The 14764-nt window shown below is 66.2% G+C and carries 13 protein-coding genes and 2 riboswitches; of the genes, 10 read left to right on the top strand and 3 right to left on the bottom strand.

Going from position 1 to position 14764, the window contains the following annotated elements; all coding sequences use genetic code 11:
• Nucleotides 1-57: 57 nt before the first annotated feature.
• Nucleotides 58-750: a CbtA family protein gene (locus tag AACY13_RS21195; protein WP_339463557.1), complete on the bottom strand. Its 693-nt coding sequence runs from the start codon at nucleotides 748-750 to the stop codon at nucleotides 58-60.
• Between the two features lie 10 nt (nucleotides 751-760).
• Nucleotides 761-946 carry a CbtB domain-containing protein gene (locus tag AACY13_RS21200; protein WP_339463558.1) on the bottom strand — a complete coding sequence of 62 codons (186 nt, stop codon included), beginning with the start codon at nucleotides 944-946 and terminating at the stop codon, nucleotides 761-763.
• A 116-nt stretch (nucleotides 947-1062) separates the two neighbouring features.
• Nucleotides 1063-1285, bottom strand: a riboswitch (cobalamin riboswitch).
• A gap of 61 nt (nucleotides 1286-1346) precedes the next feature.
• Nucleotides 1347-1564: riboswitch (cobalamin riboswitch) on the top strand.
• 173 nt (nucleotides 1565-1737) lie between these two features.
• Between AACY13_RS21200 and cobO the strand changes: the two genes are divergently transcribed.
• The 9 genes from cobO to AACY13_RS21245 all read left to right on the top strand — a co-directional run bounded on the left by cobO (nucleotide 1738) and on the right by AACY13_RS21245 (nucleotide 12272).
• Nucleotides 1738-2346, top strand: coding sequence for a cob(I)yrinic acid a,c-diamide adenosyltransferase (cobO, locus tag AACY13_RS21205; RefSeq protein ID WP_339463559.1), 609 nt, complete (start codon nucleotides 1738-1740; stop codon nucleotides 2344-2346).
• Complete coding sequence (locus AACY13_RS21210) at nucleotides 2346-3341, top strand: ABC transporter substrate-binding protein (RefSeq protein WP_339463560.1); 996 nt, start codon at nucleotides 2346-2348, stop codon at nucleotides 3339-3341. Before cobO ends, AACY13_RS21210 begins: the two co-directional genes overlap by 1 nt.
• Complete coding sequence (locus AACY13_RS21215; protein ID WP_339463561.1) at nucleotides 3338-4366, top strand: FecCD family ABC transporter permease; 1029 nt, start codon at nucleotides 3338-3340, stop codon at nucleotides 4364-4366. The genes AACY13_RS21210 and AACY13_RS21215 overlap by 4 nt, the downstream gene beginning before the upstream one ends.
• Complete coding sequence (locus tag AACY13_RS21220) at nucleotides 4360-5193, top strand: ABC transporter ATP-binding protein (protein WP_339463562.1); 834 nt, start codon at nucleotides 4360-4362, stop codon at nucleotides 5191-5193. Before AACY13_RS21215 ends, AACY13_RS21220 begins: the two co-directional genes overlap by 7 nt.
• Entirely contained in the window at nucleotides 5190-5564 is a 375-nt protein-coding gene (locus AACY13_RS21225) for a DUF1636 domain-containing protein (RefSeq protein ID WP_339463563.1), read from the top strand. Before AACY13_RS21220 ends, AACY13_RS21225 begins: the two co-directional genes overlap by 4 nt.
• Before the next feature lie 177 nt (nucleotides 5565-5741).
• Complete coding sequence (cobW, locus tag AACY13_RS21230; RefSeq protein ID WP_339463564.1) at nucleotides 5742-6806, top strand: cobalamin biosynthesis protein CobW; 1065 nt, start codon at nucleotides 5742-5744, stop codon at nucleotides 6804-6806.
• Between the two features lie 3 nt (nucleotides 6807-6809).
• Nucleotides 6810-10589, top strand: coding sequence for a cobaltochelatase subunit CobN (gene cobN, locus AACY13_RS21235; protein ID WP_339463565.1), 3780 nt, complete (start codon nucleotides 6810-6812; stop codon nucleotides 10587-10589).
• Between the two features lie 4 nt (nucleotides 10590-10593).
• Nucleotides 10594-11613, top strand: a complete 1020-nt coding sequence (locus AACY13_RS21240; protein ID WP_339463566.1) for an ATP-binding protein — start codon at nucleotides 10594-10596, stop codon at nucleotides 11611-11613.
• A 104-nt stretch (nucleotides 11614-11717) separates the two neighbouring features.
• The gene (locus AACY13_RS21245) at nucleotides 11718-12272 is read left to right on the top strand and encodes a vWA domain-containing protein (protein WP_339463567.1); all 555 of its coding nucleotides are present in this window, start codon (nucleotides 11718-11720) and stop codon (nucleotides 12270-12272) included.
• 135 nt (nucleotides 12273-12407) lie between these two features.
• On the opposite strand, the gene AACY13_RS21250 is transcribed toward AACY13_RS21245, so the two are convergent.
• Nucleotides 12408-13469: an SMP-30/gluconolactonase/LRE family protein gene (locus AACY13_RS21250; protein ID WP_339463624.1), complete on the bottom strand. Its 1062-nt coding sequence runs from the start codon at nucleotides 13467-13469 to the stop codon at nucleotides 12408-12410.
• Nucleotides 13470-13874: 405 nt separating this feature from the next.
• Between AACY13_RS21250 and dapA the strand changes: the two genes are divergently transcribed.
• Nucleotides 13875-14750, top strand: coding sequence for a 4-hydroxy-tetrahydrodipicolinate synthase (gene dapA / locus AACY13_RS21255; protein WP_339463568.1), 876 nt, complete (start codon nucleotides 13875-13877; stop codon nucleotides 14748-14750).
• Nucleotides 14751-14764 lie beyond the last annotated feature (14 nt).

Consider the following 14764-nt stretch of genomic DNA (forward strand, 5'->3'; position numbering starts at 1 on the left):
GGGGCTTTACATCTTCCCGTATTGCATCCGTGCTACAGAAAGCGCTCACCGGCCTGTTCAGCTCGCCTGTTGCCCACGGCTGAACAGCCAGGCGCTGATCAGGCCGAGAGCGGCCCAGAACAGCGCATTGACCAGCAGCGAGGTAAAGATAAAGTGCTGGCTCAGGGCTGTCGGGACCAGGCTTTCATGCACTTCGGGCTGCGGTGCACCGACCAGGTAGGGCAGGGGCAGCAACAGCAGGCCGAGGACGCGCAGCCACCACTGCCCGCCGAACGCCAGCAGGGCCAGACCTGCGGCGGTGCTGGCGGCCGTGCCGACCCACCAGTATTGGCGCAACGTCAGCTCGGCTGCGGCGGTGCCCGGCAGTTCCGGCGGCAGGCCGATAGCCGGTGCCAGGCTGAAGGTGGCAAAACCTGCCAGGCCCCAGAGCAGTCCCTGCCAGGTACGGCCCGGCGCGCGCAGGCTGTAGAGGCCGGCGAGCATCAGGGCGAAGCCTACCGCCACCACCAGATTGCTCAGTCCGGTGAACAGGGTGCGCTGTGCGCCATCCTGGGGTGCCCAGGCGTCCGCGTCATGATGATGATCATGGGCCGCATTGGCGGCATGGCTGTGTTCGGCTACCGGCTCGGCGCTTTCATAGGTTTCCGCCTCGAGAATCAACGGTGTGACCCATAGGCTCTGCATCAGGGTCAGCAGTAGCGCGGCCAGCAGCCCCGCAAAACCTGCGGTTTGAGCGATTCGCTTGATCATTGTCGAATCCTCAGTGGCAGGGGAAAGCGGCGCTGTGGCGGGCGTCGTGGGCAGCGTTATGCAGGACTTCCATCGGCGCGAAGCCGGCGCAGAAGATCAGCGCGGCACCGAGCAGGCAGCTGCCGATGGCGAGGATCAGGCGTTGGGACAGGGGCAGGGCAAGCGCGGGGCTGGCGGACAGCGTGCTGGTGGACATGTTTGAACCTTCCTGGGAGTCGAAAAACGGCCACGCGAGGAAGGGAAGCAGCACAAAAGCGGGCGAGCGCGGACAGCGGAACGAACCCGATTTCGGCGCGCCCCGCCCACCGCGGGTTGCCAAACAGGTTTCAGGCCGGTCTCCGGGCTTGCGACGACTGTCGGTTGGACAGTGGAGGTCGGCCTTCCCATGTCCTAGGACACAGTGGCGATGACGACCTTGCGTACGCTTACCGTTGCGGGGGCAGCGCCGGACTCGCTCGACCTTGCGGATCGAACCCACCGGCTTCCCGTTTCACCTCGCGCCATGACGCGAGACACCTGAAACAGCCCGCTAGCTGACCATGATGCGCGAAGTCCGTCAACCGCGGCGAATTGCCGGAAGGTGCCGACTGCGCTACCCTGCCGGCCAACGAACAGGTGCCCCGTGCGCAATCGCGCTACGGGCTGAAACGGGAAGTCCGGTGACCTCTGGGAGTAATCCCTTGAGTATTCCGGCGCAGCCCCCGCTGCTGTAGAACCTGACGAAGCCGCCACACGCCACTGGGCCAACCGCCCGGGAAGGCGCGGACTTCGGATGAAGGTGAGCCAGAAGACCGGCCTGATCGAAACAAGGTGCGTACCCCGGGGTGTGGGTGGTTGCCGGTGCTGTTGCATGCCCGCGTTTCGGGCGGTCTTCCCTCAGTAGTCGTCATCAAGGGTTCGATGCCTGTGCATCGCGCCAGCTCCCCGCGGTTGCGCTCGATCCGTCGCCCTGCGCGATGGTTTTTATGCGGCTGCGGAGTGCGACCCATGATCGATGATGAGAAAAAACAGCGCCATGCCGAGCGCATGCAGCGCAAGAAAGCCGTGGTCGATGCCGGGATCGAAAGAGCCCAGGAAGAGCGCGGCATAGTCGTGCTGATCACCGGCAACGGCAAAGGCAAGACCACCTCGGCCTTCGGCACCCTGTATCGCGCCCTGGGCTATGGCCATCAGGTCGGCGTGGTGCAATTTATCAAGGGCACCCAGGCCTCCGGCGAGGTCACCTATCTGCGGCAGAACGCCGCGCAGGTCGCCTACCACGCCATGGCCACCGGTTTTACCTGGGACACGCAGAACTGGGACGCCGACAAGGCCGCCGCGGACGAGGCCTGGGTGCATGCCGCACGCATGCTCGCGGACCCCAGTCTGAACCTGGTGCTGCTCGATGAGCTGACCTACATGCTCAAGTACAACTACCTGGATGCGGACATGGTGATCGAGACGATCCGCGCCCGGCCGGCCGGCCAGAGCGTGATCGTCACCGGCCGTGCGGCCAAGCCCGAGCTGATCGAACTGGCCGATACGGTCAGCGAAATTCGCGACGTCAAACACGCCTACAACGCCGGCGTCAAAGCCCAGGCCGGCATCGATTTTTGATGCCCCGCGTGCGCGTCCTGCCGCTGCTGTTGCTGCTGTGTGCCCCGCTGGCCGGGGCCGGGGCCGCGGCCTTGCCGACCGTGGTCTCGACCAATCTCTGCGCCGATATGCTGGCGTTGAGCCTGGCCGCGCCCGCGCAGCTGCTCTCGGTGTCGCGCAAGAGCCAGGACCCGCGGATTTCCTCGATGGCCGAACAGGCCCGGGAGTTTCCAGCCAACGACGCCACGGCGGAAGAAATCATCGCCCTGCACCCGGATATCGTCCTCGCCTCGCGGCGCTGGCAGGCGCATAACCAGGCCGAATTGCTCAAGCGTCACGGCATCAAGACGCTGGTGGTGCCTTACCCGACCACCTGGCCGCAGATATTCGACAGCACCAATTGGGTCGCCGGGCAGATCGGCCGTGAGGCCGCCGGCAACGAACTGGTTGCCGATGTGCAGGCCCGCCTGGCGCGTTTGCAGCAGCGCCCGCGGCCGCTCAGCGCGCTTTATCTGCGCGCCAACGGCGGCAGCGCCGGGGCCAATACCTATGTCGATACGGTGTTCCAGGCGGTGGGCTTGCGCAATCACCTGGCCAGCCTCGGCCGTTCCGGCTGGAGCCGCTATGCCCTCGAAGACCTGGTCGACAGCCCGCCGGACGTCTTCGTCAGCGCCGATATGCTGATCGACAACGGCTACGCTAAATCCGCCTATTCACGCCATCAGCGCCTGCAACAGCTGATGGCCACGCGTCCGGTGCTGAGCATCAGCGGTAACCGTTGGGGCTGCAGCGACTGGCAGTTGATCCACGCCGCCGAAGAGCTGGCCGCGCAGCTGGATGCCCTGAGCCTGGCCAGCAGGCCGTTGAAAAACGTAGGCGAGGCAGCCGAGGCTAGGCAAAAACAGGCGAGGAAGCGGAGTTTACGGGTTGTAAATGAGCATTCCGAGCCTGTTTTTAACGACGCATCGGCAATGCAGGTAGTTTTTCAACAGCCTGCTAGCGAGGCGCAGCCATGAGTCGGATTGCCCCGAGCCTGCTCAATCTGCTGCTGATGCTGGCCTTGCTAACGCTGTTGCTGCTGTCGCTAAGCATCGGTTCGGTGCCGCTGGCCCTCGGCGATATCGGCCGCGCGCTGCTGTCCTCGGCGGCGACCGGTGCGGACCTGGCCGATGTGCGGGTGCAGCAGCAGGTCATCGTCAACGAGATCCGTTTGCCGCGGGTGTTGCTGGCGATCCTTGTCGGCATGTCGCTCGGCGCGGCTGGCGCGGCGCTGCAAGGCTTGCTGCGCAACCCGCTGGCCGAACCGGGATTGCTCGGGGTCAGCTCCAGCGCCAGCCTGGGCGCGGTGCTCTGCCTGTATTACGGCCTGAGCGGGTTGAGCGCCTGGCTGGTGCCGCTGTCGGCGATGGGCTGCGCGGCCCTGACCACCCTGGTGCTCTATGCCATCGCCCGGCGCAGCGCGAGCAACCTGACCCTGATTCTCTGCGGCGTTGCGCTGTCGTCGCTGGCCGCGGCGCTGACCTCGCTGGCGATCAACCTGGCACCCAATCCCACCGACGTGCAGGACATCGTGCTGTGGCTGATGGGCTCGCTGAGCGACCGCAGCTTCGCCGATATCCGCCTGTGCCTGCCGTTTATCGCCGCCGGCCTGTTGTTGCTGTTCGCCTGCGGCCCGCAACTCGATGCCCTGACCCTCGGCGAAGACGAGGCCAGCAGCCTCGGCGTCAACCTGCCGCGCCTGCGCGTGCAGATCATCGTCGGCACCGCCTTGTGCGTCGGTGCCAGCGTCGCGGTGACCGGGGCTATCGGCTTTATCGGCCTGGTGGTGCCGCACCTGCTGCGCAAGTGGGTCGCCTACCATCCCTCGCGCCTGCTGCTGAGCAGCGCCCTCGGCGGCGCGGTGTTGCTGCTGGCGGCGGATATCCTGCTGCGCCTGGTCAGCGGCGAGCAGGAGCTGATGCTCGGCGTGGTCACGGCGATGATCGGCGCGCCGTTCTTTCTGCTGCTGGTGCTGCGCCAGCGACTGGCATCGCCATGCTGAGCCTGAATGAAGTCTGCGTCGAAATCGACGGCCGCCGTCTGGTCGAGCGGGTCTCGCTGGACCTGCGCGCCGGCGAACTGCTCGGCCTGATCGGGCCCAACGGTGCCGGCAAGAGCAGCTTGCTCAAGGCCCTGGCTCACTTGCTGCCGTATCAGGGCGAGATTCGCCTGGATGGCGAGCTGCTGAGCAGCCTGTCGCCGCGCGAGCGCGCCCTGCGCTGCGCGTACCTGGGTCAGGGCGACCAGAGCAGTTGGCCGCTGCACCTGCGCGACTATGTCGCCCTCGGCCGCCTGCCGCACCGCGGCAACTGGGGCCTTACGCAGCGCCTGCGCAGCGACGACCAGGCGGCTATCGATCAGGCCCTGGCGCAGATGCGTCTGGGCGAACTGGCGCAGCGGCGTTTCGATCAGCTGTCCGGCGGCGAGCGCGCCCGCGCGCGGCTGGCCCGCGCCCTGGCGGTCGGCAGCCCGCTGTTGCTGGCGGACGAACCGGTGGCGGCGCTCGATCCCTTCCACCAATTGAACGTGATGCAACTGCTGCGCGAGCAATGCGCCCAGGGCAAGGCGGCGCTGGTAGTGCTGCATGACCTGACGCTGGCCAGCCGCTTCTGCGACCGCATCCTGCTGCTCGACCAGGGCCGGGTGGTCGAGTGCGGCACCACCCGCCAGGTGCTGACGCCAAAGAACCTGCAGCAGGTCTACCAAGTCCAGGCGATGCTCGGCGAGCACCAGGAGCAGCGCTTCGTACTGCCCTGGGCCTGCCGCCCGCAAACCCCGCAATCTCAGGGCGCGCAACCTCAAGACTTCAAATTTCAGGAGCAACCATGACCACCACGCTGCTGCTCTGCGAAACCTGCGGCCAGGATGCCGACATGCCCAGCGCCACGCGCAAGGGCGAATTGTTCGCCGCCGAGGTCGAGGGGCTGTTGCAGGCGCAATTGGCCGCCGGCGCGCCGCCCCTGACGATCAAGCGCACGCGCTGCCTGATGGCCTGCCAGCGGCACTGCACCGCCGTGCTGCAAGCGCCCGGCAAGATCGCCTATGTGCTCGGCGACTTTCAGCCCGAGCGCGAGGCGGCCGAGGCGCTGCTCGATTACAGCCGCAAGTATCAGCAGTCGGACACCGGTCAGGTGCCGTTTCGTACCTGGCCGGCCGGCATCAAAGGCAAGTTTGTCGCACGCATTCCGCCGCTCGAATAAGAGGATGTTTACAAACTACTACGCTCGGTCATGCGGCGTTGAACTCAGCCTCAAAATGCTCATGTACAACTCGTACACTCCGCTTTTTCGGCTGATTTCGCCTTGCCTGACCATCGCTCGCTACGTTTGTAAACACCCTCTACGCGCGGCTCATTTCATATCAATTGGAGCAGTCCCATGTTGGCCAAAATCCCCGTCACTATCGTCACCGGCTTTCTCGGAAGCGGTAAGACCACGCTGCTGCGGCATATTCTCGAGAACGCCAACGGCCGGCGTATCGCGGTGATCGTCAACGAGTTCGGCGAGCTGGGCATCGACGGCGAAATCCTCCGCGGTTGCGGCATCGGCTGCGACGAGGACGGCCAGGAGGCGGCCGGCCAGCTCTATGAGCTGTCCAACGGTTGCCTGTGCTGCACCGTGCAGGAGGAGTTCTATCCGGTGATGCGCGAGCTGATCGAGCGCCGCGGCGAGCTCGACCATATCCTTATCGAAACCTCCGGCCTGGCGCTGCCCAAGCCGCTGGTGCAGGCCTTCAACTGGCCGGAAATCAAGAATGCCTGCACCGTCGATGCGGTGGTGACCCTGGTCGACGTGCCTGCTACAGCCGCCGGTCTGTTCGCCGCCAACCCCCAGGCGGTCGACGACCAGCGCCGCGCCGATCCCAATCTGGACCACGAATCGCCGCTGCACGAGCTGTTCGAAGACCAGCTGTTGGCCGCCGACCTGGTGGTGCTGAGCAAGACCGATCTGGTCGAGCCGGCAGCTGTCGAGCAGGTTATCGCCCTGGTACGCGAGGAGTTGCCGGCCCAGGTCAAGGTACTGGCCAGCGACCGTGGCCGCCTCGATCTCGATCTGATCCTCGGTCTGTCCCATGCCTCGGAAGAGAGCATCCACCTGCGCGAAAGCCATCATGACCATGGCGACGATGAGGAACACGATCACGACCATGACCAGTTCGAGTCGGTGGTGGTCAAGCTGCCTCGGGTCGATCGAGAGCGCCTGCTGGCCTGCCTGCAAGAGCTGGTCGAACAGCACAGAATCTTCCGCATCAAGGGCTTCGTCGCCCTGGCGGACAAGCCGATGCGCCTGGTGGTGCATGGCGTTGGCCAGCGTTTCGACAGCTACTTCGACCGCCGCTGGCAGGCCGAGGAAACGCCGAGCACTCACCTGGTGTTGATCGGTCAGGAGCTGGATGCCGAGGTGCTGACCCGCGCCCTGCAAGCCGCCGCGATCGAGGCCTGACCCATGCACATGTTGTCGGCGCTGCCCGGTGGGTATATCGACGAAAGCGGGGCGACCATCACCGTGGTCGAGCAGGACCCGGCGGATATCGTCATCCTCAGCGCCGCCGACACCACCCTGGCGTTGCTGGCCGCCGCCTACCCGCAGGCGCAGCCCGGCTGCGAAGCGGTCGCCTACCCCTCGGTACGGCTGACCAACCTGCTGCACTTGCGGCAGAACGCGTCCATCGACCTGTATCTGGATCAGGTGCTGCAACACGCCAAAGTCGTAGTCATCGACCACCTGGGCGGTGAAAGTTACTGGCCCTACGGCACCGAGCAGGTGGTGGCGCTGTGTCGGCGCAAGGGTATCGCCCTGGCGATGTTCTCCGGCGACATGCAGGAGGATCCCAACCTGATCGGCCAGAGTACGGTGGAAGCGGACTGCTGCCATACGCTTTGGCGCTACCTGCGCGAGGGCGGCGCGGCCAATGCCGGCGAGTTGTACCGCTTTATCGGTGCGCGCTTCTTCGACCTGCCCATGCCCGCGCGGCCACCGCGGCCCTTGCCGCCGGTAGCGGTGTTCCATCCGCAGCAGGCCGATGCCTCGGCCGACAGCTGGCGCGAGCAGTGGGTAGCAGGCGCGCCCTGCGTGCTGGTGCTGTTCTATCGGGCGCATCTGCAGGCGGGCAACACCCAGGTGTTCGCCGAGCTGTGTACGGGGTTACTGGCCGAGGGCCTGAATCCGTTGCCCGTCGCGCTGCTCTCGCTGAAGGACGGCTTGTGTCTGCAGACCCTGCGCGAGCTGTGTGCTGAGCATGAAGTCGCGCTGATTCTCAACACCACGGCGTTTTCCCAGTCGGCGATGGACGATCCCGGCGATCACGCTCTGGCCGGCGATATTCCGGTGCTGCAACTGATCCTCTCCGGCGGTAACGAGCAGAGCTGGCGCGCCGATCCCCAGGGCCTGCAACCGCGGGATATGGCCATGCATGTGGCGCTGCCGGAAGTGGACGGGCGCATTATCAGCCGGGCGATCAGCTTCAAGGGCCTCGGCCAGCGCTGCGAACTGACCCAGAGCGATGTGGTGCAGTACCAGGCGTTGGCCGACCGTATCGCCTTCGTCAGCCAACTGGCGCGGCGTTGGTGCCGGCTGCGCAGTCTGGCCAATCCGGACAAGCGTCTGGCCCTGGTGCTGGCCAACTATCCGACCCGCGAGGGCCGCCTGGGCAATGGCGTCGGTCTGGATACCCCGGCCTCGGTGATCGAGATTCTCCGCCGCCTGCATCAGCAGGGCTACGGCGTCGACGACATTCCCGCCGATGGCGATGCGCTGATGCGTCTGCTCAAGGAGGGCGTGACCAACGACCCCGAACAATGGGCGCTACGCCCGGCGCGGCAGAGCCTGGCGTTGGCCGACTACCTGGCATTTTTCGCCACGCTGCCCCAGGCCAACCGCGAGGCCATCAGCGAACGTTGGGGCGCTCCTGAGCAGGACCCGATGCTGCGCCAGGGCCGTTTTATGATCGCCGGCGTGCGCTTGGGCCAGGTGTTTGTCGGTATCCAGCCGGCGCGCGGCTACCAGCTTGACCAGAAGGCCAACTACCACGACCCGGACCTGGTGCCGCCGCATTTCTACCTGGCCTTCTACCTGTGGTTGCGCCAGAGCTGGGCCAGCGACGCCATCGTTCACGTCGGCAAGCACGGCAACCTGGAATGGCTGCCGGGCAAGAGCGTGGCGCTCAGCGAGCAGTGCTGGCCGGAGCTGATCTTCGGCCCCATGCCCCATCTGTATCCCTTTATCGTCAACGACCCGGGCGAGGGCACCCAGGCCAAGCGCCGCGCCCAGGCGGTGATCATCGACCACCTGATGCCGCCGCTGACCCGCGCCGAAAGCTACGGGCCAACCCGCGATCTGGAACGCCTGGTCGACGAATTCTACGAGGCGCTAAGCCTCGACCCGCGCCGCGCCGCCTTGTTGCGCAAGCAGATACTCGCGTTGATCGTGCAGCACAACCTGCACGCCGACCTGGGCCTGGAAGCGCCCGCCGACGAGGAGCAGGAGCAACTGCTGCTTAACCGCACCGACAGCTACCTCTGTGAACTCAAGGAAAGCCAGATCCGCGACGGTCTGCATGTGTTCGGCCGGTCGCCGCAGGGGCGCCTGCAACGCGACACCCTGCTGGCCCTGGCCCGTCATGGCGTCGGCGACGGTCTGGGCAGCAATGCCAGCCTGGTGCGCGCGCTGGCGCAGGATCTGCTGGCGGATGCCAGCTTCGATCCGCTGGACGCCGATTGGGCGCTGCCCTGGCAGGGCGCGCGACCCGCAGCGCTGGCGGCGGTAAGTGAAAGGCCCTGGCGCACCCTCGGCGACTGCCGCGAGCGACTCGAACTGCTGGCCTTGCAGCTGCTGGAGCAGGGCATGGCGGATGCCGACTGGCCGCGCACGCGCCGGGTGCTGCAACGGGTCGAGGGTGATCTGCGACCACGCCTGATCGCCTGTGGCGAGCAGGAGCTGTACCAGCTGTGTCGCGGCCTGGCCGGGCGTTTCGTGCCGCCGGGGCCGAGTGGCGCGCCGTCGCGCGGGCGACCGGACGTGCTGCCGACCGGGCGCAACTTCTTCTCGGTGGACACGCGGATGATCCCCACGCCGACCGCCTGGGCTCTGGGGCAGAAATCCGCGGCGCTGCTGGTCGAACGTTTCGTTCAGGACAACGGCGACTACCCGCGCAGCATCGGCCTGTCGGTGTGGGGCACGGCGACCATGCGCACCGGCGGCGACGATATCGCCCAGGCCTTCGCCCTGCTCGGCGTGCGGCCGAAGTGGGCCGACGGCAGCCACAGGGTCAGTGATTTCGAGGTGCTGCCGGCCAAGCGCCTGGACCGCCCGCGGGTCGACGTGACCCTGCGCGTCTCGGGTTTCTTTCGCGATGCCTTCGCCAATGTCATGCAGATGTTCGATGCCGCGGTGCAGCGGGTCGCCGAGCTGGACGAGCCGGAAGAGGTCAACCCGATCCGCGCGCGCATCCTGCGCGAAAGCGCCGAGCTGCAGGCCCAGGGCCTGGACGCGCAGAGCGCGCGGCAGCAGGCCGGTTTTCGCGTGTTCGGTGCCAAACCGGGTGCCTATGGTGCCGGCCTGCAGGGCCTGATCGATTCGCGCGACTGGCAGGACGACAGCGACCTGGCCCGCGCCTACCTCAACTGGGGCGGCTACGCGTACGGGCAGAAGGTCTACGGCGAGGACCGCCGCGATACCTTCGCCCAGCGCCTGACGCAGATCCAGGCCGTGGTGCAGAACCAGGACAACCGCGAACACGACCTGCTCGACTCCGACGACTATTACCAGTTTCAGGGCGGCATGAGCGCCGCAGTGCGGCACTACAGCGGCCAGCAGCCGAGCCTGCTGTTCGGTGATCACAGCAACCCGCAGGCACCGCGCATCCGTTCCCTGGCCGAGGAAATCAGCCGGGTGATGCGCGCGCGGGTGAGCAATCCCAAATGGATCGACGGGGTCAAACGCCACGGCTACAAGGGCGCGTTCGAGATGGCCGCGACCGTGGATTATCTGTTCGCCTTCGACGCCACCACCGGCGTAGTGCGCGACGATCAGTACGCCAGCGTCACCGATGCCTACCTGGGCGACCCGGCGACCCGCGAGTTTCTCCAGCAACACAACCCCGACGCCTTGCTGGAAATCAGCGAGCGTCTGCTCGAAGCGATCCAGCGCGGCCTGTGGCAGTCACCGGGCGACTACCGCGAGCAGATCGAACAGCACCTTCTGGCCGCCGAACAGCACTTGGAATAAGCCGATGACCACCAGCAATCGCCCGCATTTCCCGTTCTCCGCCGTGCATGGCCAGCCGCAGTTGCAACTGGCGCTGCTGCTCGCGGCCATCGACCCGCAGATCGGCGGGGTGCTGATCGAGGGCCCGCGCGGCACCGCCAAATCCACCAGCGCGCGCGCCTTGGCCGATCTGTTGCCGAGTGGGCGTTTCATCAATCTGCCGCTGGGTAGCAGCGAGGAGCAACTGGTCGGCTCGCTGGATATCCAGGCCGCCTTGCAGGAGGGCAGTGTGCAGTTCAAGCCCGGCCTGCTGGCCCGCGCCGATGGCGGCGTGCTCTATGTCGACGAGGTCAACCTGCTCGCCGATGGGCTGGTCGACCTGCTGCTCGACGTATGTGCCAGCGGGATCAATCGCATCGAACGCGACGGCATTTCCCATCAGCACGACGCGCGCATCACCCTGGTCGGCACCATGAACCCGGAGGAGGGCGAGTTGCGCCCGCAGCTGCTGGATCGCTTCGGCCTGTTCGTGCGCCTCGACCCGCAGATCGACGCCACCACCCGCGAGCGCATCGTCCGCAGTCGCCTGCAGTTCGACCGCGACCCGCTGGGCTTTGTCGAGGCGCAACGCGACGAGCAGCAGCGATTGAGCGAGCGTCTGGAGCAGGCGCGGGCGACGGTCGCACGCCTGGAATTCAGCGATGCGCTGCACCGTCAGGTCAGCGCGCTGTGCTACGCCGCCGGGGTGGAAGGGGTGCGCGCCGATCTGGTGTTGCTGCGCGCCGCCTGCGCCCACGCCGCCTGGCAACAGCGCGATGAGATAGGCGCGGCGGATGTCGAGGCGGTGGCCGAGCTGGTGCTGGCGCATAGACGCAAGAATCCGCCAGATGCGCCGCAGTCATCCGCCCAGGATAATTCGGGCGGCGCTGCCGCAAATGATCAGCCTCCGTCCGATGGCGGCAGCGCTTGGGGCGAGATGCCGCCGCAGGCCGTGCCGACCAAGATCCTCGCCGGGGCGAGGCCGCTGCCGCTAAAAAAGCCCTGAGCCAACGGCCTGCGAGCGGGCCGCTGGCGGGGAAGGGGGAGCGGGCGGGACGAGTGCGGACGACGGGCACGGCAGAGAGCCAACGCATTCACTGGCCGCGCACCTTGCTGAACAAGAAGGCCGCGCCGCTGCTGGCAGAGCATCTGAGCTTCTATCGACAAGCGAGCGAGAGCGGTCTGCTGCATTGTCTGTTGCTCGACTGCTCCGGCTCCATGCTCAAGCGCAGCAACCTGGCATTGGCCAAGGGCCTGCTGCTGCGCTGGACCGAGCAGATCTACCGGCAGCGCGGCGAGCTGGCGGTGATCGCCTTCGCCGGCAACCAGGCGCGGCTGCTGCAATCCCCGCAAAAGGCCGTGCCCTACAACGACACCTGGATAGCCTCGATAGGCGGTGGCGGCGGTTCACCGGCGGTCAGCGCGGTGCAGTTGGCCGAGCAGACCCTGGCCAAGGTACGCAAATCCGCACCGGGCAAGCAGATCGGCTTGTGGCTGCTTAGCGACGGCCGCTTCAGCCAACTGCCCGCGCGCCCGCGGCATGCCGATTTCTGTGTGGTGGTGGATTTCGAAAACCAGCCGCTGCCGCTGGGCCGCGCCGTACAGATCGCCCGGCTATGGGGAGCCGAGCATGTGCGCGCGGTGGATCTGCTTGGCGAGCAGTAGGGCTGCGACCTCGTAGGGTGGATGACGCTTTTTTCATCCACCATCGCAGTGGGTGGATGGGGGAAGCGTCAGCTACGCGCCCCGATCCACCCTACTTAGCCACCAAAGCCTCAATGCATGCGGACTCGGCTGCCGTTAGCGAATCTTCAGCTTGCCGATACGGTCGTTATCCAGAGTGCCGAAATACAGGTAATCGCCCACCGGCTTGACCGAGGTGATCATGCGCAGATGCTCGCCGCTGCTGTCGTGCAGGCTCTGGGTGATCTGGCCTTGCTCATTGAGAGCGATGGCGAAGCCGTAGCGCTCCGCCTTGGGCCAGAACGCCCGTGGCAGCTTGGCCAGCTGCGCCTTCGCCCAGGGGGAGCGGTGCAGCAGGTCGGCGTCGGCCTTGCGCGGGGTCGGCAGGGCGACCCAGAAGGTGCCGTTGCCGTCGCCCTGCAGGTTGTCCGGCAGGCCCGGCAGGTTGTCGATAAACACATCGTGCGTGCCGGCTTTCTCGCCGCTCAGCCAGTAGCGGGTGATGCGGTAGCGGTAGGTTTCGTTGACCAGCACGAAGTCCTCGGCCGCCGACAGCGCCACGCCGTTGGCGAAATACAGGTCCTTGAGCAGTACCTTGGTTTGTTTGGTCGCCGGGTCGTAGCTGAGCAGGCGGCCATGGGGGCGGGCTTCGAGCAGGTCGAGCAGGTAGTCCGGTTGTTCGAAGCGTGAGGAGGCATCGCTGAAATAGATGGTGCCGTCGCGGGCGATATCCAGATCGTCGGTGAACTTGAACGGCACACCTTCGGCCTCGGTCGTCAGCACCTCGATCTTGCCTTGGGGGGCGATGCGCAGCAGGCCCCTGTAGGCATCGGCGACGATCAGCGCGCCGTCGGCCGCGAAATCCATGCCCAGCGGCCGGCCTTGGGTGTCGACGAAGGTCTCGACCTTGCCATCGGAACCAATGCGCACGATGCGTCCGTCATGCAGGCCGGCGTAGACCCGGCCCTGGCTGTCCACGGCGGTGTCTTCCGGGCCATGCACCTGGCCACGGCCGAGCAGTTCGGCCTTCATCAGAGTGTCGTTGGGCTCCAGCACACCGGTCATCAGCGGCGCTTGCGGCGCATCCCAGGCCAGCGGGTCGATGGGGCTGGGGGTGACGGCGAGGTAGATGGCCACGGCGGCGACCAGGGCCAGCAGCAGGCCGAGCAGTTTCTTCATGTCCTTGGTTCCCTGAAAGTGCAGGCTCCGGTTCGAAGCCATTTTTTATTCGTGCGGGCTTTTTAGCAGGTGCAGGTAACCAGTGCCAGGAATGCAGGGATTTGCGCAGCTGTAGTTGACAAACACGGCTGCGCTTTCGCAGTATCGAGGCCTTGTTCGCTTGCACCGAGTTTTTCATGCCCGCCATCGTCAACGCTTCTGCTTACGCCCTGGAACTTCGCGTCCAGGCGCAGGCGTTCGCCGCGGGTAAATCGAAGAAACAGTCGCTCATTTGACCGGGGCGCGCTGTCCCGTCAGATGGGTTGACGGGATACAGCGGGCGCGAAGGTCGAAACCTTTCCAGCAGAACAGTTCCCAGCAGCCTTTTTGACGGCGACATTTACGGTCACCTCAAGGAGATTTGCCATGTCTGTGTTTTCTGGAATCTGGGTTCCGCTGGTCACGCCGTTCGATGCCGGCAGCATCGATTTTGTCGCCTTACGTCGCCTCGCCGCGCATCTGCTCGACGCCGGGGTGGCCGGGTTGGTGGTCTGTGGCTCGACCGGCGAAGCGGCGGCGCTGAGCAAGGCCGAGCAGCTCGCGGTGCTCGATGCGTTGCTCGAGGTGGTGCCCGGCCGCCAACTGGTGATGGGCCTGGCCGGCTGCAACCTGGACGATGTGCTGAGCATGCAGCACGAAGTGCAGCGCCGGCCCGTGGCCGGTTTGCTGGTGCCTGCGCCTTACTATATCCGGCCGTCCCAGGCGGGCTTGCTGGCCTGGTTCGACGCCATCGCCGACGCCGCCGAAGTGCCGCTGATCCTCTACGACATTCCGTACCGCACCGGCTCGCGTATCGACTTGGCGACCCTGCGCGAGATCGCCCGGCACCCAAGGGTGGTGGCGATCAAGGACTGCGGCGGCAATCCCGAAACCACCCAGGCGTTGCTTGCCGACGGCGTGCTCGACGTACTCGCCGGCGAGGACGCGCAACTGTTCAGCACCCTGTGCCTGGGCGGCAGTGGGGCGATAGCGGCCTCGGCGCACAACCAGCCGCAGCAGTTCGTGCGCCTGGCCGAATGCATCGCGGTCGGCGATATCGCGGCCGCGCAGGCAATCTTCCAGCGCCTGCTGCCATTGATTCAGCTGTCGTTCGCCGAAGCCAATCCGGCACCGGTAAAGAGCCTGCTGGCGTTGCAAGGGCTGATCGACGACGAGTTGCGCGCGCCCATGCAGCGCAGCTCCGCCGAGCTGGTCGTGCGGCTGCGCGAGCTGCTGGCGGTCGATCAGGCGGCCTGGGTATGACGCCATTCGGGTAG

Source organism: Pseudomonas sp. EA_105y_Pfl2_R69, from assembly GCF_963970915.1.
GTDB lineage: Bacteria > Pseudomonadota > Gammaproteobacteria > Pseudomonadales > Pseudomonadaceae > Aquipseudomonas.

Coding starts and splice junctions, on each gene's coding strand:
- cobO (WP_339463559.1), top strand. CDS start 1,738: ATGATCGATGATGAGAAAAAACAGCGCCATGCCGAGCGCATGCAGCGC.
- AACY13_RS21250 (WP_339463624.1), bottom strand. CDS start 13,469: ATGAAGAAACTGCTCGGCCTGCTGCTGGCCCTGGTCGCCGCCGTGGCC.
- cobW (WP_339463564.1), top strand. CDS start 5,742: ATGTTGGCCAAAATCCCCGTCACTATCGTCACCGGCTTTCTCGGAAGC.
- dapA (WP_339463568.1), top strand. CDS start 13,875: ATGTCTGTGTTTTCTGGAATCTGGGTTCCGCTGGTCACGCCGTTCGAT.
- AACY13_RS21210 (WP_339463560.1), top strand. CDS start 2,346: ATGCCCCGCGTGCGCGTCCTGCCGCTGCTGTTGCTGCTGTGTGCCCCG.
- AACY13_RS21225 (WP_339463563.1), top strand. CDS start 5,190: ATGACCACCACGCTGCTGCTCTGCGAAACCTGCGGCCAGGATGCCGAC.
- AACY13_RS21240 (WP_339463566.1), top strand. CDS start 10,594: ATGACCACCAGCAATCGCCCGCATTTCCCGTTCTCCGCCGTGCATGGC.
- AACY13_RS21200 (WP_339463558.1), bottom strand. CDS start 946: ATGTCCACCAGCACGCTGTCCGCCAGCCCCGCGCTTGCCCTGCCCCTG.
- AACY13_RS21215 (WP_339463561.1), top strand. CDS start 3,338: ATGAGTCGGATTGCCCCGAGCCTGCTCAATCTGCTGCTGATGCTGGCC.
- cobN (WP_339463565.1), top strand. CDS start 6,810: ATGCACATGTTGTCGGCGCTGCCCGGTGGGTATATCGACGAAAGCGGG.
- AACY13_RS21195 (WP_339463557.1), bottom strand. CDS start 750: ATGATCAAGCGAATCGCTCAAACCGCAGGTTTTGCGGGGCTGCTGGCC.
- AACY13_RS21220 (WP_339463562.1), top strand. CDS start 4,360: ATGCTGAGCCTGAATGAAGTCTGCGTCGAAATCGACGGCCGCCGTCTG.